This window comes from Aeromonas sp. QDB62, assembly GCF_027705695.1.
In the GTDB taxonomy this organism is placed as follows: Bacteria; Pseudomonadota; Gammaproteobacteria; order Enterobacterales; family Aeromonadaceae; genus Aeromonas; species Aeromonas allosaccharophila.
In genome coordinates this window covers 97,103-114,953 of record NZ_JAPDCD010000005.1, presented here as the reverse complement: position 1 = coordinate 114,953, position 17,851 = coordinate 97,103, and the positions used below count along the sequence as shown (strand labels likewise).

16 protein-coding genes are annotated in these 17,851 nt (G+C 58.5%); 5 read left to right on the top strand and 11 right to left on the bottom strand.

The genetic code is table 11. The features are described from left to right. Nucleotides 1-20: 20 nt before the first annotated feature. From atpA to mioC, 11 genes are all read right to left on the bottom strand, one after another. Nucleotides 21-1,562 (bottom strand): F0F1 ATP synthase subunit alpha, encoded by a 1,542-nt coding sequence (gene atpA / locus OKC27_RS04225; protein WP_033138551.1) that lies wholly within the window; start codon nucleotides 1,560-1,562, stop codon nucleotides 21-23. A gap of 15 nt (nucleotides 1,563-1,577) precedes the next feature. Continuing rightward, nucleotides 1,578-2,111: a F0F1 ATP synthase subunit delta gene (gene atpH / locus OKC27_RS04220; RefSeq protein ID WP_005342351.1), complete on the bottom strand. Its 534-nt coding sequence runs from the start codon at nucleotides 2,109-2,111 to the stop codon at nucleotides 1,578-1,580. 13 nt (nucleotides 2,112-2,124) lie between these two features. Then, nucleotides 2,125-2,595: a F0F1 ATP synthase subunit B gene (gene atpF / locus OKC27_RS04215; RefSeq protein ID WP_005339336.1), complete on the bottom strand. Its 471-nt coding sequence runs from the start codon at nucleotides 2,593-2,595 to the stop codon at nucleotides 2,125-2,127. A 54-nt stretch (nucleotides 2,596-2,649) separates the two neighbouring features. Beyond that, nucleotides 2,650-2,892, bottom strand: a complete 243-nt coding sequence (gene atpE / locus OKC27_RS04210; protein ID WP_005307205.1) for a F0F1 ATP synthase subunit C — start codon at nucleotides 2,890-2,892, stop codon at nucleotides 2,650-2,652. A gap of 58 nt (nucleotides 2,893-2,950) precedes the next feature. Continuing rightward, nucleotides 2,951-3,733 carry a F0F1 ATP synthase subunit A gene (gene atpB / locus OKC27_RS04205; RefSeq protein ID WP_042063276.1) on the bottom strand — a complete coding sequence of 261 codons (783 nt, stop codon included), beginning with the start codon at nucleotides 3,731-3,733 and terminating at the stop codon, nucleotides 2,951-2,953. Between the two features lie 8 nt (nucleotides 3,734-3,741). After that, nucleotides 3,742-4,152 (bottom strand): ATP synthase subunit I, encoded by a 411-nt coding sequence (locus OKC27_RS04200; protein WP_042063277.1) that lies wholly within the window; start codon nucleotides 4,150-4,152, stop codon nucleotides 3,742-3,744. 190 nt (nucleotides 4,153-4,342) lie between these two features. After that, nucleotides 4,343-5,251, bottom strand: coding sequence for a ParB/RepB/Spo0J family partition protein (locus OKC27_RS04195; protein WP_005342343.1), 909 nt, complete (start codon nucleotides 5,249-5,251; stop codon nucleotides 4,343-4,345). After that, complete coding sequence (locus OKC27_RS04190; protein WP_182938571.1) at nucleotides 5,248-6,051, bottom strand: ParA family protein; 804 nt, start codon at nucleotides 6,049-6,051, stop codon at nucleotides 5,248-5,250. The genes OKC27_RS04195 and OKC27_RS04190 overlap by 4 nt, the downstream gene beginning before the upstream one ends. A gap of 26 nt (nucleotides 6,052-6,077) precedes the next feature. Further along, nucleotides 6,078-6,704, bottom strand: a complete 627-nt coding sequence (gene rsmG, locus OKC27_RS04185) for a 16S rRNA (guanine(527)-N(7))-methyltransferase RsmG (protein WP_182938572.1) — start codon at nucleotides 6,702-6,704, stop codon at nucleotides 6,078-6,080. 8 nt (nucleotides 6,705-6,712) lie between these two features. Next, on the bottom strand, nucleotides 6,713-8,602 hold the full coding sequence (gene mnmG, locus OKC27_RS04180) for a tRNA uridine-5-carboxymethylaminomethyl(34) synthesis enzyme MnmG (protein WP_042063321.1): 1,890 nt from the start codon (nucleotides 8,600-8,602) through the stop codon (nucleotides 6,713-6,715). Nucleotides 8,603-9,110: 508 nt separating this feature from the next. Beyond that, a complete protein-coding gene (gene mioC / locus OKC27_RS04175) occupies nucleotides 9,111-9,560 on the bottom strand; it encodes an FMN-binding protein MioC (protein ID WP_162626935.1) in 450 nt (149 codons plus the stop codon). A 396-nt stretch (nucleotides 9,561-9,956) separates the two neighbouring features. Here mioC and OKC27_RS04170 point away from each other — a divergent pair, with 396 nt between their 5' ends. From OKC27_RS04170 to fhuB, 5 genes are all read left to right on the top strand, one after another. Then, nucleotides 9,957-12,053: a TonB-dependent siderophore receptor gene (locus OKC27_RS04170; protein ID WP_182938573.1), complete on the top strand. Its 2,097-nt coding sequence runs from the start codon at nucleotides 9,957-9,959 to the stop codon at nucleotides 12,051-12,053. A 79-nt stretch (nucleotides 12,054-12,132) separates the two neighbouring features. After that, a complete protein-coding gene (locus OKC27_RS04165; RefSeq protein WP_111808813.1) occupies nucleotides 12,133-13,779 on the top strand; it encodes a multidrug ABC transporter permease/ATP-binding protein in 1,647 nt (548 codons plus the stop codon). A 46-nt stretch (nucleotides 13,780-13,825) separates the two neighbouring features. Continuing rightward, entirely contained in the window at nucleotides 13,826-14,590 is a 765-nt protein-coding gene (locus tag OKC27_RS04160) for an ATP-binding cassette domain-containing protein (RefSeq protein ID WP_111808815.1), read from the top strand. Between the two features lie 18 nt (nucleotides 14,591-14,608). Continuing rightward, nucleotides 14,609-15,535, top strand: coding sequence for an ABC transporter substrate-binding protein (locus OKC27_RS04155; RefSeq protein ID WP_182938574.1), 927 nt, complete (start codon nucleotides 14,609-14,611; stop codon nucleotides 15,533-15,535). After that, the gene (fhuB, locus tag OKC27_RS04150; RefSeq protein WP_182938575.1) at nucleotides 15,532-17,514 is read left to right on the top strand and encodes a Fe(3+)-hydroxamate ABC transporter permease FhuB; all 1,983 of its coding nucleotides are present in this window, start codon (nucleotides 15,532-15,534) and stop codon (nucleotides 17,512-17,514) included. The genes OKC27_RS04155 and fhuB overlap by 4 nt, the downstream gene beginning before the upstream one ends. The last annotated feature ends 337 nt before the right edge of the window (nucleotides 17,515-17,851 follow it).

The following is a 17,851-nucleotide window of genomic DNA, read 5'->3' as shown; positions in this document are numbered from 1 at the left end:
GCTTGCGCTGCCACACACGCTTACCAGGTCTGGGTTGCCTTGAAGTCATCCAGCAACGCAGTCAGCTTGCCAACGATCGCGTCGTTGTAATCGGCCTTGGCATTGATTTCAGCCATCAGCTCAGCATGCTGGGTATTGGCGTAAGAGAGCAGAGCGGCTTCGAAGTCGACGATCTTGTTCAGCTCGACATCGGAGAGATAGCCTTTCTCGGCGGCGAACAGCACCAGAGACTGGTGAGCCACGCTCAGCGGAGAGTACTGCTTCTGCTTCATCAGCTCGGTCACTTTCACACCGTGATCCAGCTGCTTGCGAGTCGCATCGTCCAGATCGGAAGAGAACTGGGCGAATGCCGCCAGTTCGCGATACTGGGCCAGTGCGGTACGGATACCACCGGACAGCTTCTTGACGATCTTGGTCTGGGCAGCACCACCTACACGGGATACGGAGATACCCGGGTCAACCGCCGGACGAATACCGGAGTTGAACAGCTGTGAAGTCAGGAAGATCTGACCATCGGTGATGGAGATCACGTTGGTCGGAACGAACGCAGAAACGTCACCCGCCTGGGTTTCAATGATTGGCAGCGCGGTCAGAGAACCGGTCTGGCCTTTCACGGCACCATTGGTGAACTTCTCTACGTACTCGGCGTTAACGCGAGCAGCACGCTCCAGCAGACGGGAGTGCAGATAGAAAACGTCACCCGGGTAAGCTTCACGTCCTGGCGGACGGCGCAGCAGCAGGGAGATCTGGCGATAAGCTACGGCCTGTTTGGACAGGTCATCATAGATGATCAGCGCGTCTTCACCGCGGTCACGGAAGTACTCACCCATGGAGCAACCGGCATACGGAGCCAGGTACTGCAGGGCAGCCGCTTCGGAGGCAGAGGCAACGACCACGATGGTGTTGGCCAGGGCACCGTGCTCTTCCAGCTTGCGCACCACGTTGGCGATGGTGGAGGCCTTCTGGCCAATCGCAACGTAGACACACTTAATGCCGGAATCTTTCTGGTTGATGATGGTGTCGATCGCGATGGCGGTCTTACCAACCTGACGGTCACCGATGATCAGCTCACGCTGGCCACGACCGATAGGGATCATGGCATCGATGGCTTTCAGACCGGTCTGGACCGGCTGGTCAACAGACTTACGCTCGATAACGCCCGGTGCGATCACTTCGATCGGCGAGAAGCCGTCGTTGTCGATCGGACCTTTACCGTCGATCGGCTGACCCAGGGTGTTCAGCACCCGGCCCAACAGACCACGACCTACCGGCACTTCCAGAATACGGCCAGTACCTTTTACTTTCATTCCTTCTGACAGACCGTCATAGGAACCCATAATCACCGCACCGACGGAGTCACGCTCCAGGTTCAATGCCAGAGCGTAGCGGTTGCCCGGCAGCTCGATCATCTCACCCTGCATGGCATCGGCCAGGCCGTGAATACGAATGATACCGTCGCTCACAGAGACGATAGTACCTTCGTTACGCGCTTCGCTTTTTACATCAAACTGCGCAATGCGCTGCTTGATCAGCTCGGCGATTTCAGTGGAATTCAGTTGCATGCTCTAATACCCCAATCAAGATTGCAGCGCGTCAGCCATGCGATCCAGCTTACCGCGGACTGTGCCGTCGATTACCAGATCACCGGCCTTGATGAGCACCCCGGCCATCAAGGACGCATCGATGCTGCAATTCAGCTTCACTTTGCGCGCGAGACGTTGTTCCAGAGAAGCCTGAATATTGGCTTTCTGCTGGTCGGTCAGTTCGATCGCCGAAATCACGTCAGCCTGAACCTCTTTATCCAGTTCAGCTTTGAACGCTACAAATTCAGCAACGACCGCCGGCAGCACACCCAAGCGACCATTCTCGGCCATCACCCGGATCAGGTTCTGGCCATGCTCGTCGAGTTGCTCACCACAGATACCGACAAATAGATTTGCCAGCTCTTCGGCAGCCACAGAGCCGTTTACCAGGTTGTGCATGGTCTCGTTTTCCGCTACTTGCGCAGCGAAACCGAGCATACCCAGCCACTGGTCAACCGCCTTGTGCTCAACGGCAAACTCGAAAGCAGCCTTGGCGTAGGGGCGAGCGATTGTAGTCAGTTCAGACATAGCCCCGTTCCCGTTACAGTTCTGCTACCAGTTTGTCGACGATGTCGCTGTTGGCAGCCTGGTCGATTTGACGCGCCAGGATCTTCTCTGCACCAGCAATGGCAAGAGCAGCAACCTGCTTACGCAGTTCTTCTTTGGCACGATGACGTTCAGCTTCGATCTCGGCACGGCCCTGAGCCAGGATTTTTTCCCGCTCGGATTGGGCACCAGCGGCGGCTTCATCAATGATCTGGGCTTTACGTTTGTTAGCCTGTTCAATGATTTCAGCAGCCTGCAGCTTGGCTTCTTTCAGCTGATCGGTGGCGTTGGCCTTGGCCAAATCCAGATCTTTCTTGGCACGTTCGGCAGAAGAGAGACCGTCAGCAATAGCTTTCTGACGGGCTTCGATGGCAGCAATCAGCGGCGGCCATACGTACTTCATGCAAAACACTACGAAGAAGAAAAAAGCAATTGCTTGGCCGAGGAGGGTGGCATTGATATTCACAGCCGATGTCCTCTTAAGTTAGTTAATGGGTTATGCCTGGAGAGTCGTAACGACTTAGCCAGCAACCGCAAACATCACGTACAGACCCAGACCAACGGCGATCATCGGGATCGCATCCACCAGACCCATTACGATGAAGAACTGGGTACGCAGAACAGGGATCAGATCCGGTTGACGAGCAGCACCTTCCAGGAACTTGCCACCCAGGATACCGATACCGATGGAAGCGCCGATAGCAGCCAGACCCATCATCATTGCAGCAGCGATGTACAGCAGGTCCATGTTCAAGTTTTCCATGAGGATCTCCAGTTATTTAGATGTAATTGATTGTATAAAAAGGATTATTTGAGTTGCATCAATTATGGTCTTCTTGCGCCATCGACAGATAGACGATGGTCAGAACCATGAAAATGAATGCCTGCAAAGTGATGATCAGGATGTGGAAAATTGCCCAAGGCACGGACAGGATCCACTGTGACCACCAGGGTAACAAACCCGCAATCAGGATAAAGATCAGTTCGCCAGCATACATGTTGCCGAACAGTCGAAGACCCAGAGAAACAGGTTTGGAAATCAGCGTAACAGTTTCCAGGATGAGGTTAACCGGGATGGCCGCCGGGTGGTTGAAAGGCTGAAGCGTCAGCTCCTTCACAAACCCGCCGATACCCTTGACCTTGATGCTGTAGTACAGGATCAAGAAGAACACGCCCAAAGCCATGGACATGGTGATGTTAACGTCAGCAGAGGGAACCACACGCAGATAGGGAATACCCATCAATTGTGCAGCGTGAGGGATAAAGTCAACGGGGATCAGATCCATGAAGTTCATCAGGAAGATCCACACAAACACGGTCAACCCCAAAGGTGCGATGACCTTGTTGCGACCGTGAAAGATGTCTTTGACGTTACCATTCACAAACTCGACCAGCATCTCCACAAAGCACTGCAGCTTACCCGGCACACCGCTGGTAGCGTTAACGGCTACTTTGCGGAACAACAGGATAAACAGGGCGCCTAGCACGACGGAAAATATCATTGAGTCGATATTGACCGTCCAGAACCCGGACCCGACTTGAAGGTGGGTCAGGTGGTGGGAGATATATCCCTGAGGAGTCAGGACTTCTCCGGTTGCAGACATGAGTTTTCCTAATAGTGGTTGTTAAGCGTGAATGAAACCATCCACTGTACAACGAGGGCGAGGATATAAGTGGCGAAAAACGAGACGGTAACGACCTCGACTCCCGCACCGGACAACAGGGCAAACAGACCTGCGGTCGAAATGAGCTTAATCCCAGCCCCACCATAAAAGTCCCGCAAAACCAGGCCCACACTCTCGGTTGTCACCTTGCGGCGCAGCACCCAGACAGTAAACAAGGCTTGAGGAACCCAGTACATCCCCCCTCCGTAGAGGGCGGAATAACCGGCGCTGGCACCAGTCAGGTAAAACCAGACGGCACTCATCGCCAGGATCAGGATGAGTTGACAAACGAGCATAACCAAGGCCAGTGTCAAACCTTCCAAGGCTAATTTCTGCTTCACCAACCTACCCCTGAACATTACAGAACTGTAAAAAATCGGGATCCGAAGACCCCATGTTAACAGCTCTTAAAGCCGGTCAAATTATACCCTTGAGGGCAGCTATTGCAATATGACAAAAATCCTTAATTTTTGCGGCTTTCAGCGGCAAATCAAGGTTATGGCCATATCAAAAGGAATGGATGTTTTATTACTACAAAAAGCGTAAAAATCACGATTCCGACACGCCAAAATAGCCCAATATACGGTCCAAATCGGACAAATTCTCGTAACTTATTACTAACTTCCCGCTATCCCGCTTGCCAGGCTGAAGTTGCACCTGATTGCCAATTTTTTCTGCCAGTTGGCGCTCCAGGTAACCGATCTGCGGATCACGGGCAGGTTCGACCCTGGCTTTTGCCGGTTCGAGCGCTTTTTGCACCAGCTTCTCGGTATCGCGCACGGTCAGCCCCTTCTGGGCAACCAGCTTGGCCAGTTCGGACTGGGCCTGGCCGCTCAGGGCCAGCAGGGCACGGGCATGACCCATGTCGAGGTCACCATGCTCGACGAAACGCTTCACGTCGTCGTTGAGCTGGTTGAGGCGCAGCAGGTTGGTCACCGTGGTGCGGGACTTGCCCACCGCCTCGGCCACCTGCTGGTGGGTGAGTTCGAATTCGGTCAACAGTCTTTGTAAAGCGACCGCCTCTTCGATGGCATTGAGGTCTTCCCGCTGAATATTTTCAATCAGCGCGATGGCGACGGCGGCCTCGTCGGGCACATCCTTGACGATGCAGGGCACCACCTCGAGACGGGCCAGCTGGGAGGCGCGCCAGCGCCGTTCACCGGCGATGATTTCGAAGGATTGTTCGCCGAGAGGGCGTACCACGATGGGCTGGATCACCCCCTGGGCGCGGATGGAGTTGGCCAGCTCTTCCAGTGCATCCTGGGACATATCCTTGCGAGGCTGGTACTTGCCGGACTGCAACCACTCCACCGGCAGCTTGCGCAGCTCGCCCTGGTTGGTAGGGGCCATGGCCTCTTCGGTACGTTGATCGCTCATCACCTGTTTCTGGCGGGCAGCCGTGCTGGTACTGAGCAGGGCATCCAGCCCCTTGCCCAGTCCACGTTTTTTCGGAGTCATATGCTCTCTCGGTCTGCGATGGTCGCCTGACGCTCCTGCTCCTGGCGGCGCAGCATTTCGCCAGCCAGTGCTAGGTAGGCCTTGGCGCCCACCGATGATTTGTCATAGTGCATGGCCGGGGCACCGAAACTCGGGGCCTCCGCCAGTCTGACGTTGCGGGGAATGATGGTGCGGTAGACTTTGTCGCCGAAGTGCTGTTTTAGCTGATCGGACACATCATTGGCCAGCCGGTTGCGGTGATCGAACATGGTGCGCAGCACCCCTTCGATCTTGAGATCCGGATTGACCACGGCGGCCAGCTTGCTGATGGTGTCGACTAGGGCGGTGAGCCCCTCCAGCGCGTAATATTCGCACTGCATGGGCACCAGCACGGAGTCGGCGGCAGCCATGGCGTTCACGGTCAGCATGTTGAGAGAGGGCGGGCAGTCGATGAAGACGTAGTCGTATTTGTCCCGCACCGAGGCCAGCGCATTGCGCAGGCGGATTTCGCGGGCGAAAAACTCCATCAGACGGATTTCGGCCGCGGTCACGTCGGCGTTGGCGGCGATCAGGTGATAGCCCCCGGAAGTTTCGGGGATGATCACTTCGCTGATGGGGGCATCCTCGATCAGCAGCTCATAGGCGGTGCGCTCGACGTCATACTTGTCGACACCGCTGCCCATGGTGGCATTGCCCTGCGGATCCAGATCGATCACCAGCACCTTGCGCCGGGTGGCAGCCAGGGAGGCGGCCAGATTCACACAGGTGGTGGTTTTACCCACTCCACCCTTCTGGTTGGCTATGGCGATGACTTTTCCCACACGATCCCCTAAATGAAACTGCGACCCTATTCGGGCTGGATATGTTTGAATTCCAGCAGATGACGTTCGCCTTCCAGCTCCGGCACCCGCAACTCATGACAGGCTACCAGACGGATATTGGCAGGCAACTGGGCCAGCTCCTGCTCGGGATATTGTCCCTTGAGCGCCAGGAAGCAGCCCTGTTCTGACGGCAGGTGGTGACACCAGCTCAGCATGTCCTCCAGCGAAGCGAACGCTCTGCTGAGTACACAATCAAACCCCACTTCGGGTTGATACTCTTCAACCCGGGATTTGACTGGCGTCACATTGGTCAACCCCAGCTCCTGGATCACCTGACGGATGAAGTTGATCCGCTTGCCCAAGCTATCGAGCAGGACGAACTGCTTGTCCGGATTGATGATCGCCAGCGGCAATCCCGGCAGGCCGGGACCGGTCCCCACGTCGATGAAGCGCTCACCGTGCAAGTGGGGGCTTACCACCAGACTATCGAGGATATGCTTGACCAGCATGGCGTCCGGATCTCGCACCGAGGTGAGATTGTAAGCCTTGTTCCACTTGTGCAGCAACTCGACCAACTGCACCAGTTGGCTCTTTTGGGTATCGGTGATAACAATTTCGGCCTGCTTGAGCAGGCCGTTCAATCTTTCCAGCATGGGATTCCTCAGGCGGTTTTACGCAGCAGGCCGTGTTTTTTCAGGTGAACCAGCAGGATGGAGATGGCCGCCGGGGTGATGCCGGAGATGCGGGAAGCCTGACCAATGGTCTGCGGCTTGGCATCGTTCAGCTTGGCTTTCACCTCGTTGGAGAGGCCGTTCACCTCGCGATAGTCCAGATCCAGCGGCAGCAGGGTGTTCTCGTTGCGCAGCTGTTTCTCCACCTCATCGTGCTGACGCTCGATGTAACCGGCGTACTTGATCTGGATCTCAACCTGTTCGGCCGCGGCAGGATCGGTCACGGAAGGGCCGACCCCTTCGATGGCCATCAGCGCATCGTAGGTCACCTCGGGGCGACGCAGCAGCTCTTCCAGACTCTGTTCGCGGGTCAGCGGGGTGTTGACCAGGGCGTTGACCGCTTCCAGTGACGGGTGTTGCGGGTGGATCCAGGTTGAACGCATGCGCTGACGCTCCAGCTCGACCTGTTCCATCTTGGCGTTGAATTTGCTCCAGCGCTCGTCATCCACCAGACCCAGCTCGCGACCGATGGCGGTCAGACGGATATCGGCGTTGTCTTCCCGCAGCAGCAGGCGGTATTCGGCGCGGCTGGTGAACATGCGGTAAGGCTCGCGGGTTCCCAGGGTGGAGAGATCGTCCATCATCACGCCCATGTAGGCCTGATCCCGACGCGGGTTCCAGGGATCCTTGTCCTGGGCACGCAGGGCCGCGTTCAGACCGGCCATCAGGCCTTGTGCCGCCGCCTCTTCGTAACCGGTCGTGCCGTTGATCTGGCCAGCGAAGAACAGGTTTGGAATGCACTTGCTCTCCATGTTGGCCTTGAGATCCCGCGGATCGAAGAAATCATATTCGATGGCATAGCCGGGGCGGGTGATGTGGGCGTTCTCGAAGCCGCGCACGGAACGGACGATCTGCACCTGCACGTCAAACGGCAGGCTGGTGGAGATCCCGTTCGGATAGAGTTCGTGAGTAGTCAGGCCTTCCGGCTCGACGAAGATCTGGTGCGCCGTCTTGTCGGCGAAACGAGTGATCTTGTCTTCGATCGACGGGCAGTAGCGCGGGCCGATCCCCTCGATCACCCCGGCGTACATGGGGCTGCGATCCAGGTTATTGCGGATCACCTCGTGGGTACGTTCGTTGGTGTGGGTGACGTAGCAGGGCACCTGACGGGGATGCTGGCTGGCATCGCCGATAAACGAGAAGACCGGACGCGGATCGTCGCCGTGCTGGGCCTGCATCACAGAGAAATCGACGCTGCGGGCATCGATGCGCGGCGGCGTACCGGTCTTGAGACGATCGATGCGCAGCGGCAGTTCACGCAGGCGCTGAGCCAGGGCGATCGAGGGAGGATCCCCAGCGCGGCCGCCCTTGTAGTTTTCCATCCCGATGTGGATCAACCCGTTCAGGAAGGTACCGACTGTCAGCACCACCGTCTTGCCGCTGATGCGGATCCCGCTCTGGGTGACTACACCGGCAACACGATCCCCGTCCATGATCAGATCGTCACAGGCCTGCTGGAAGATCTTCAGGTTCGGGTAGTTCTCCAGCATCTGGCGAACTACGGCCTTGTAGAGCAGGCGATCCGCCTGGGCACGAGTGGCTCGCACAGCCGGGCCCTTGGAGGAGTTGAGGGTGCGGAACTGGATCCCGCCAAGATCGATGGCACGCGCCATGATCCCGCCGAGTGCGTCAACTTCCCTGACCAGGTGTCCCTTGCCGATCCCGCCGATCGCCGGATTACAGGACATGTGTCCCAGCGTATCGATATTGTGGGTCAGCAACAGGGTGTTCATGCCCATACGGGCTGCCGCAGTTGCTGCTTCGGTTCCGGCATGACCGCCACCGACGACGATCACATCAAATTGTTCATGGTATTGCATTGGGATCACCTTGATCTGCACGCCTGAAGATCTTTATTTGCCTGGGCTAAAGGGCGGAACATTCTATCTGTTTCGCGTCCTGAGGGGAACGTCTACTTAACGTTCAGTATGAAGGGAGGATCCACTAATTAGATCTTAAGGATCTTTAGATCGATCTTTTACTGGATCTCTTATTAGGATCCGCCCTTTCTGTTGATAAGCCCTTTTTGATCATAAAGATCATTAATTTAAGGACGATCCTAGCTTGTGGAAAAGCTTGGATCCTGGCCCGGTGAACGAGGGGATAACCAGGGCTTTTATACACAGAGGTCTGCCGGTCTGGATCTAATACATGGATAACTATAGGTTTTGCAGAGCTTTACACCGTAGTTATGCACATTACCCCTGGGCGTTGTGGGTAACCTTGTAGAACAACTCCCCCGGATCAATCTGTTAATAACATGGTGGATAGTCGATCTGGGGATAAGTGGGGAGATCAAGCTTTTTTTCAGGATCTCCCGCACGCTGATCAGGCGATCATCGTCATCCAGTCACGGATCCACACTTCTGCGGCATCTTCGGGGATCTCGTGTTGGGTCACATCGATGTCGAGCCGCTCGCCGATCCGGCTGGCACCGCACTCGGTCAACAGTCGATCCAGCGTCTTGCCGCCCTGGCAAAAGGTGTCATAACTGCTGTCGCCAAGGGCGATCACGCCATATTTCAATGAATTAAGATCCGGATGCTGCTCGGCAAGATCCTTGGCGAAGGGTTGCAGGTTGTCGGGCACATCACCGGCACCGTGGGTCGAGGTGACCACCAGCAGGATGGATCCCGCATCATCCAGCACCTCTGCCAGCTTGGCCGGGTTGTGGATCCGGGTCTGGTGGCCAGCCTGTTCCAGCAGGTTGGCGACGTGGTCTGCGACATATTCGGCGGCGCCCAGCATGGAGCCGACGACGAGATTGAGTTTGGCCATGGAATGGATCCTGATTTCAGACAAAGAAACGCAAAGCCGGATTCTACCGCCAAAGGGTGTGGATAAATATGGATAAAGCTTGGGGATAATGGATCCAGTCAGATAATGCCGTTGGATCCATCCCGTCGATCTTTTTTCTGCTTCTTTATATTCCCTTTCATTTTCTTCTCCGCTAATGGCTCTCCTGATGACTCCCATCCCCCGCAAAATCCTGCCAACGACGCAGTTAGATAACAATGCAGATGCAAATGATTAGCAATTATTGAATCGATTCGATCACGGCTCCTGTAGTAGGATTGCGCTGCTTTATTCGCCCATGGAACAGGGTGATGTCGTTAAAAACGACCAAAAATAACAATTAAAACAACATAACTCATTGATAAACGAGACTTTAATATGATTGCGCAAAAAAACACTACAGGACCCGGCAAGAAGGGCGCCTTCGGCGTGCTTTCACTCTCCGGTTTGCTCGTCTCCCTGCCGCTGATGGCCGAACAGGCCGCCGCTGAGCTGCCCAAAGCTAGCGAAACCATGGTGGTGACCGGTACGGCCATGAAGGTGGAAGTGCCGATGGCCGAGACCCCTCGCGCCGTCTCCGTGGTTAATCGCGAGGATCTGGATCAGCACGCCGTGTTGCAGCTGGATGAGGCGCTTCGCTATCGTTCAGGCGTATTGACCGGCCTCTACGGTTCCGATAACAACACCGACTGGTTTAAGGTACGTGGCTTCGATGCCGCCTCTTATCTGGATGGCAACCGGCTGTTTGGCACCGGCTATTATGTCTGGACTCCGGAACCGTTCGGTCTGGAGAGTGTGGAAGTGCTGAAGGGGCCTGCCTCGATCCTCTACGGTGAGGCACCTCCGGGCGGGGTGATCAATGCCATCAGCAAGCGACCGACCGCCACACCGCAAGGGCAGGTGGATCTGCAGCTTGGCAGCCGGGATCATCGTCAGGTCGGGGTGGATGTCTCTGACGCGCTCTCCGACAGCAGCCGCTACCGGATGGTGGCTCTCTATAAAGAGCGTGATGGGGTGCTCACCGGCACCTACAACGATCGGGTTTATCTGGCGCCCAGCGTCACCTTCGATCTTTCGGATCGTACCAGTCTGACCCTGCTGGCCAGCTTCCTGCACGACGAAGGGGTCCCGACCAACGGCTTCTTCCCGGTCTATGGCACCCTGAATACCTCGGGCGGCCAGATTGATCCCTCCACCAACCTGAGCCAGCCGGATTACGATCGCAATCGCAATACCCAGATCTCCACCGGTTACGAGCTGGCCCACCAGCTCAACCAGAGCTGGGAGTTCAAGCAGAACGTGCGCTTTAACTACAACGATCTGCTGCTGCGCCAGACCTATATCTTCCCGACCTATGAAGGCACGACCGCCTACCGCGGTCTGGTCTACCGCGATGGCAATACCAAGAGTGCCACCATGGATAACCAGATGGTGGGCTACTGGAACACCGACAGCACCGAGCAGACCCTGTTGCTGGGGGTGGATCTGCAGCGTCATGTCAATGAAGGGGTCGAGGCCGACAACTACGGCATGGGCTCTATCAATACCATGACCCCCGATTACAGCGGCTTCCCCGGTTTTGACGAGTCGACCGCCACTCACCAGAAGAGCACCAAGGGCCAGAGCGGCCTCTATGCCCAGCACCAGATCCGCTGGGACGATCGCTGGTTGCTGACTGCCGGTGGTCGTTTTGACTATGTGGAGACCCACAACACCAATACCAGCAAGGACCAGCGCCAGTACGATCACGAGCTCTCCCTCTCGGGTAGCCTGATGTATCTGGCTGACAACGGTCTCTCTCCCTACTTTGCCTATGCCGAGTCGTTCGAAGTGCTGCCGGGGATCGATCCTAACACCCGAAACTCCTACAAGCCGCTCAAGGGCAAGCTCTACGAGACCGGCGTGAAGTATGCGCCTGCCTTCCTCGACGGTTACATCAATCTGGCGCTGTTCGATCTGGCCCAGACCAACTCGCTGGTCTCTACCGGTTCCGGCCAGCAGACCCAGGCGGGTGAAGTGACCTCTCAGGGTATTGAGCTGGAAGGGAGCGTGCAGGCGACCGATGCGTTGCGTCTGACCGCTGCTTATACCTACACCGATGCCAAAACCAACGACACCGGTAGTGGCGATCGCCGTGCCAGTCTGATCCCGCGCCATATCGCCTCTTTCTGGGGCAACTACAAGGTGCAGCAAGGGGTGGCTTCCGGTCTGGAGCTGGGGACCGGTGTGCGTTATGTCGGTTCCAGCGTGGGTATCGGCGCTGTGAATGCGGACTACACCCCCATCTACGGCTCTGCCGAGGTGCCGGCCCATACCGTCTGGGATGCGATGATCGGGTATGACTTTGCCAAGAACTGGCGCGCCCAGCTCAACGTCAACAACCTGCTGGGTGAAACCTACGTGGCCAGTTGTGACTACTACTGCTACTACGGCGAGCCGCGCAGCGTAGTGGGCAGCATCAACTACCGCTGGTAATCGAAGTCGGGCGGGAACTAGATTTCCGCCCTTCTTTTCACCCGCAGTTGTTCTGATCTCTCTGGAATACCGGTCCGTTATGGAACTCTTGTCTCTGGTTTATCGCCAATATCGTTGGCCTTTTATCGCCATTACCCTGCTCAGTCTGCTCAGTGCCGTCAGCGGGATTGGCGTCATTGCCTTTATCAATCAATCTCTTATCGAATCTATAGGTGATCCGCTGCCGATCCTCGGTCAGCTGGTCGGCCTGATTGTGTTGCTGCTGGTGATCACACTCGGATCTCAGCTGGCCCTGACCACCCTCGGTCACCATTTTGTCTACCGGTTGCGCGGCCGTCTGCTCAAGCAGCTGCTGGATACCGATGTCGCCCGCATCCGCCAGATTGGTCAGGGGCCGCTGCTGGCCTCCCTCTCCAGCGATATCGGCCAGATCACCATCGCCTTCGTGCGCCTGCCGGAGCTGGTGCAGGGGCTGGTGCTCACGCTGGGTTCAGCCCTTTACCTCGGCTGGCTCTCTCCCGCTCTGCTCGGGGTGACCGCGCTCTGGGTCACCGTCACCATGGTGGTGGGTTGGTTGTTGGTGAACCGTGTTTATCGCCATCTCTCCCAAATGCGTCGGGCCGAAGATCGGCTCTATCAGAACTATCAGGCCATCATCGCCGGCAGCAAGGAGCTGGCGCTCAACCGCGAGCGGGCTCACTTCGTCTACCACCAGCTCTATGAGCAGAATGCCCGTGACTACCGCCAGCAGATCATCCGTGCCGACACCTATCACCTGAGCGCGGTGAACTGGTCGAATATCATGATGCTGGGGGCCATCGGTCTGGTCTTCTTTCTGGCCAACGGGCTGGGCTGGGCCAACACCAATGTGGCGGCTACCTTTGCGCTGACCCTGCTGTTCCTGCGCACCCCGCTGTTGCAGGGGATAGGCGCCTTGCCGACCCTGCTTTCCGCCCAGGTGGCGTTCGACAAGATAGCCGCACTGGCGCTGGCTGAGCCGGATCCCGACTTCTCGCTGCCGCCCGCCATCCGCCCCTGGCAGCGAATCGAGCTGGAGCAGGTGAGCTTTCACTATCAGGGGGAGGGCGGCTTTGCCGTCGGCCCCATCGATCTGGTCATCGAAAAGGGGGAGCAGATCTTCATCATCGGTGGCAATGGATCCGGCAAGTCGACCCTGGCCATGCTGCTGACCGGCCTTTACCAGCCGGTATCGGGCCGGATCCTGCTGGATGGTGAGCCGGTCTCCGATCGCAACGGCTATCTGGCGCTCTTCTCAGCCATCTTTACCGACTATCACCTGTTCCAGCACCTGCTGGGGCCGGAACCCAAGGATGAGCTGGTGGCCGAGTGGCTGGATCGGTTGCAGATGGGCAGCAAGCTCACCATCGAGGATGGCTTTATCGCCGATATAGATCTCTCCCAAGGGCAGCGCAAGCGGGTCGCCCTGCTGCTGGCACTGGCCGAGCAGCGCGAAGTTATGCTGTTTGACGAGTGGGCCGCGGATCAGGATCCCCAGTTCCGCCGCATCTTCTATCAGCTGCTGCTGCCGCGCCTCAAGGAGATGGGCAAGACGGTGATCGCCATCAGTCACGATGATCACTATTTCCCGCTGGCCGATCGCCTGCTGGAGATGCGTCAGGGACAGCTCACTGAACTGACCGGCGCACACCGTGCCGCAGTGAGCCGCGATGCGATCGCCCATCTGGATTGCGAGGTGCCGGTTTGATGCCGGCACCGATGAGACTGGCGGCAAGCCAGCACAGGAATTGCTTATGTTCGAGATGAAATCCGCCAGCTTCACGGTCAATGATCGCTCGCTGCTGCACCCCACCGACCTGCGTTTCGAGCAGGGACAGGTCTATGGCCTCATCGGCCACAATGGGTCGGGCAAATCGACCCTGCTCAAGCTGCTGGCCCGCCAGCAACCCCTCAGCAACGGCGAGATCCTGTTCGATGGCAAGCCGCTGCCTGACTGGGGCAACCGGGAGTTTGCCCGTCAGGTGGCCTATCTGCCCCAGCATCTGCCGAGCGCCGAGAATCTGCTCGGGCGGGAGCTGGTGGAGATGGGCCGCTACCCCTGGCGTGGCCTGCTGGGCCGGATGGGGGCGGAGGATCACCGTCAGGTCGAGCGGGCCATCGCTCTGACTCATACCGAACGTTTTGCCGATCGGTTGGTGGATACCCTCTCCGGTGGCGAGCGGGGGCGGGTCTGGCTGGCGATGCTGCTGGCGCAGGAGAGCCGCTTCATCCTGCTGGACGAGCCGCTGGCCGCGCTGGATGTAGCCCATCAGGTGGAGGTGCTGACGCTCGTCAGGCAGTTGAGCCGTCAGCTAAACCTCGGGGTTATCATCGTCATTCACGACATCAATATGGCCTCCCGCTTCTGCGATCGGCTGGTGGCGCTCCACTCCGGCCGCCTGCTCACCCACGGCGAGCCTGAGGGGATCATGACCAGCGAGACCCTGCACGCCATCTATGGCATCCCGATGGAGGTCATTCGCCATCCGGCTCATGCCCATCCCATCGCCATCGTTTAGATAAGGCTTGTTATCTCGATGTTTTTATTCAAGAAAGTTGGCTGGTTCTGCTATCTCTTGGTTCCGCTTATGTTGCAGGCCGAGCCAACGATGCCTGCCGCTGCAGAGCTCCCTCAAACCGATGCTGTGAAGTCGCTACCCCGTATCGCTACCGTCGACTGGACCATCGCCGAAACCCTGCTGGCGCTCGGGGTGACGCCGCTGGCGGTGGGGGATGCAGGTCCCTATCAGGCATGGGTCGGCGAGCCACGGCTGCCCGCCGGAGTGGTGGATATCGGCCTGCGAACCCAGCCCAACCGCGAGTTGCTGGCGGAGCTCAAACCCGATCGCATCCTCATCTCGCCGCTGGCGGCCCCGCTGGCGCCAACTCTTTCCCGCATTGCGCCGGTGAGCACCATCGCCCTCTATGATGGGCAAACCGATCTGTGGCAGCGGCTGCACGAGGTGACCCTGACCCTCGCCCGTATGGTGGGCAAAACCGCCGAGGGCGAACAGCTGCTGGTCGGGCTGGATCGGGATCTCGCCAGGATGCAGGCTGAATTGCCTGCGGATCTGCCGCCCCTGCTGGTGGTGCAGTTTATCGATGAGCGCCATGTGCGGGTGTTTGGTCGCCACAGCCTGTTCGATGCGGTGATGACGCGGCTTGGGCTGCGCAATGGCTGGCAGGAGCAGACCAATGACTGGGGGTTCTCGGTGGTCAGCATCGAGCAGTTTATGACTTTGCCCAATGCGCGGCTGGTGGTGGTCGATCCCATCCCGGTCGGGGTGAGCGAACGGCTGCAGGAGCCTGGGTTGTGGCAGCACCTGCCGCTGGTACGGCTGGCGCCCGTGCTGCATCTGCCTGCGGTCTGGAGTTTTGGTGGAGTACTTGCCGCCCGCCGTTTCGCCGGTCTGCTCAGCGATGCATTGCTGCAAGATGCCGAGCGTATGGCGGTGAACCGATGAAGCGACTGCTCACATCGCCGCTGCTGCGGCCGGTTTCGATCCTGCTGGGGTTGACCCTCTCGCTTACGTATTGGGAGCTGGCTCGCCAGCTACCCGCTGCGCTCTGGTGGCAGAGCCTCTTCGCCCCCAATCTGGATGACGTCAGCCAAGCGGTGGTGCATTTCAGCTGGCTGCCCCGCTTGGCGGTCACCCTGCTGGCCGGAGCTGCACTTGGGCTGGCGGGCACCCTGATGCAGCAGGTGCTGCGCAACCCGCTCGCGTCTCCGACCACTCTTGGGGTGGCCTCCGGCGCCCAGCTGGCGTTGATGATGGTGACCCTGTTTGCCCCCTCCTGGCTGCTGCTGGGGCGGGAGTGGATCGCCATGGCTGGCGGCAGCCTCGCGATGGCGCTGGTGTTTGCCCTGGCCTGGCGTCGCCAGCTCAATCCGGTGGTCATCGTCTTTGCCGGGCTGGTGATCAACCTCTATCTGGCGGCCATCAGCATGGGGCTCTTGCTGTTCTTTCAGGAGGAACTGAAAGGTTTGCTGGTATGGGGAAGTGGCTCGCTAGTGCAGAACAGCTGGAGCGGGGTGAGTTACCTGTTGCCACGCTTGCTGGCAGCCGCTGCGCTGGCCGCGGTGCTGGTGCGCCCGCTGGCGGTGCTGGAGCTGGATGATGCCAGCGCCCGCAGTCTGGGGGTCTCTCTTCAGCATCTGCGTTTTGCCGGACTGGGGCTGGCGGTGTTTGTCACCGCTTGCGTGGTGAGCGTGGTGGGGCTGATCGGCTTTATCGGGCTGGCGGCGCCCGCCATGGTGCGGCTGCTCGGGATCCGCCAGCTCGGCCAGCGGCTGTTGTGGGCACCAATCCTCGGCGCCCTGCTGCTGGCAGCGACCGATCTGCTGCTGCAGAGCCTGAGCCGCTTCTGGCCGGTATTGATCCCCACCGGCGCCATGACCGCCATGCTGGGGGCACCACTGCTGCTCTGGCTGATCCCGCGCCTTGGCATCAAGTCGGGTACGCCTAAGGCAAACGCCGCTCTGCTGGTGGCCCGCCATCCGGCACCGGCTCGCCTTATCGGCTTGTTGCTGGTCGGGCTGCTGCTGGCCATGGTCGCCTCCCTGCTGTTTGGTCAGGGAATGACGGGCTGGAGCTGGCCGAGCTGGCTCCGTTGGCAGGCCCAGCTGGAGTGGCGGCTACCGCGCACTCTGGCGGCGGGAGCGGCTGGCGTACTGCTGGCGCTGGCGGGCACCCTGTTGCAGCGGGTCAGCAACAACCCGATGGCGAGCCCGGAGCTGCTGGGGGTGAGCGGCGGTACCTTTATGGGGGTAATAGCCACGGCCTTGCTGCTGCCTGCGTTGCCCCTGCCGCTGATGCTGGTCGGTGGCCTGCTCGGTGCCTTCGGCTGCCTGTTGCTGCTGGTGGTGGTCAATCGCAAGCACGGCTTCCAGCCGGAGCGGATCCTGCTCTCAGGTATTGCCATCACCGCACTGTTTGAGCCGCTGCAGGCCATCGCGCTGGCCAACGGCGACATGCGGGTGCAGCAACTGCTCTCCTGGATGTCCGGTTCTACCTATTACGTCACCCTGCCGGTGGCCTATGGGCTGGTGGGGCTGGGGCTGTTGATGCTGGCCGCCTGCCTGCTGGTGAGCCGCTGGCTCGATCTGCTACCGATGGGGAGTGCGGTGGCGACCGCGCTGGGTATTCGCCTCAACCGCGCCCAGCTCGCTATCCTGCTGCTGGTGGCCGTGCTCACGGCCAGCGCCACCCTGGTGGTGGGGCCGCTCTCCTTCGTCGGTCTGTTGGCGCCACATATGGCCAAGCTGATGGGGCTGGTGCGGGCCCGCTGGCACCTGCTCGGAGCCGCCGCTTCCGGCGCCTTGTTGTTGGTATCGGCTGACTGGGTCGGCCAGCAGATCCTCTTCCCGCAGGAGGTGCCGGTCGGTCTGGTCTCCACCCTGTTAGGGGGCGCTTACTTCATGTGGTGTCTGCGCCGCCTCTAGGTGTGCGGACAAAAAACAGACAATAAAAAGCCCGGGATGAACCCGGGCTTTTTATTGTCTGTCGTGCGGCGTTACTTGCCGATGCAGAATGTAAATAATCTATTATTTTCAATATGTTAGTGGCTTTTCGGGGGGCCAATTGGGGTAAAAGTAACTAAAACAGCATATTGAGAGGCCGCTCACATCGTGCAGCGTTCCCACATAGTCCATTCTCGATCGTGCAGCCTTCCCATATGAATCAACGCGATGCTACAACACGCATTCAAAACCGCTTTTTAGGTGAGTTTTGAACATATTTTGAACCGACCATAGCACCGTCCGGTGCCTGGAAAGCCGC

Bases quoted from the DNA above. Each gene is read 5' to 3' on its own strand.
- atpA (WP_033138551.1), bottom strand. From the start codon at position 1,562: ATGCAACTGAATTCCACTGAAATCGCCGAGCTGATCAAGCAGCGCATT.
- atpH (WP_005342351.1), bottom strand. From the start codon at position 2,111: ATGTCTGAACTGACTACAATCGCTCGCCCCTACGCCAAGGCTGCTTTC.
- atpE (WP_005307205.1), bottom strand. From the start codon at position 2,892: ATGGAAAACTTGAACATGGACCTGCTGTACATCGCTGCTGCAATGATG.
- atpB (WP_042063276.1), bottom strand. From the start codon at position 3,733: ATGTCTGCAACCGGAGAAGTCCTGACTCCTCAGGGATATATCTCCCAC.
- OKC27_RS04200 (WP_042063277.1), bottom strand. From the start codon at position 4,152: ATGTTCAGGGGTAGGTTGGTGAAGCAGAAATTAGCCTTGGAAGGTTTG.
- OKC27_RS04195 (WP_005342343.1), bottom strand. From the start codon at position 5,251: ATGACTCCGAAAAAACGTGGACTGGGCAAGGGGCTGGATGCCCTGCTC.
- rsmG (WP_182938572.1), bottom strand. From the start codon at position 6,704: ATGCTGGAAAGATTGAACGGCCTGCTCAAGCAGGCCGAAATTGTTATC.
- mnmG (WP_042063321.1), bottom strand. From the start codon at position 8,602: ATGCAATACCATGAACAATTTGATGTGATCGTCGTCGGTGGCGGTCAT.
- mioC (WP_162626935.1), bottom strand. From the start codon at position 9,560: ATGGCCAAACTCAATCTCGTCGTCGGCTCCATGCTGGGCGCCGCCGAA.
- OKC27_RS04170 (WP_182938573.1), top strand. From the start codon at position 9,957: ATGATTGCGCAAAAAAACACTACAGGACCCGGCAAGAAGGGCGCCTTC.
- OKC27_RS04165 (WP_111808813.1), top strand. From the start codon at position 12,133: ATGGAACTCTTGTCTCTGGTTTATCGCCAATATCGTTGGCCTTTTATC.
- OKC27_RS04160 (WP_111808815.1), top strand. From the start codon at position 13,826: ATGTTCGAGATGAAATCCGCCAGCTTCACGGTCAATGATCGCTCGCTG.
- OKC27_RS04155 (WP_182938574.1), top strand. From the start codon at position 14,609: ATGTTTTTATTCAAGAAAGTTGGCTGGTTCTGCTATCTCTTGGTTCCG.
- fhuB (WP_182938575.1), top strand. From the start codon at position 15,532: ATGAAGCGACTGCTCACATCGCCGCTGCTGCGGCCGGTTTCGATCCTG.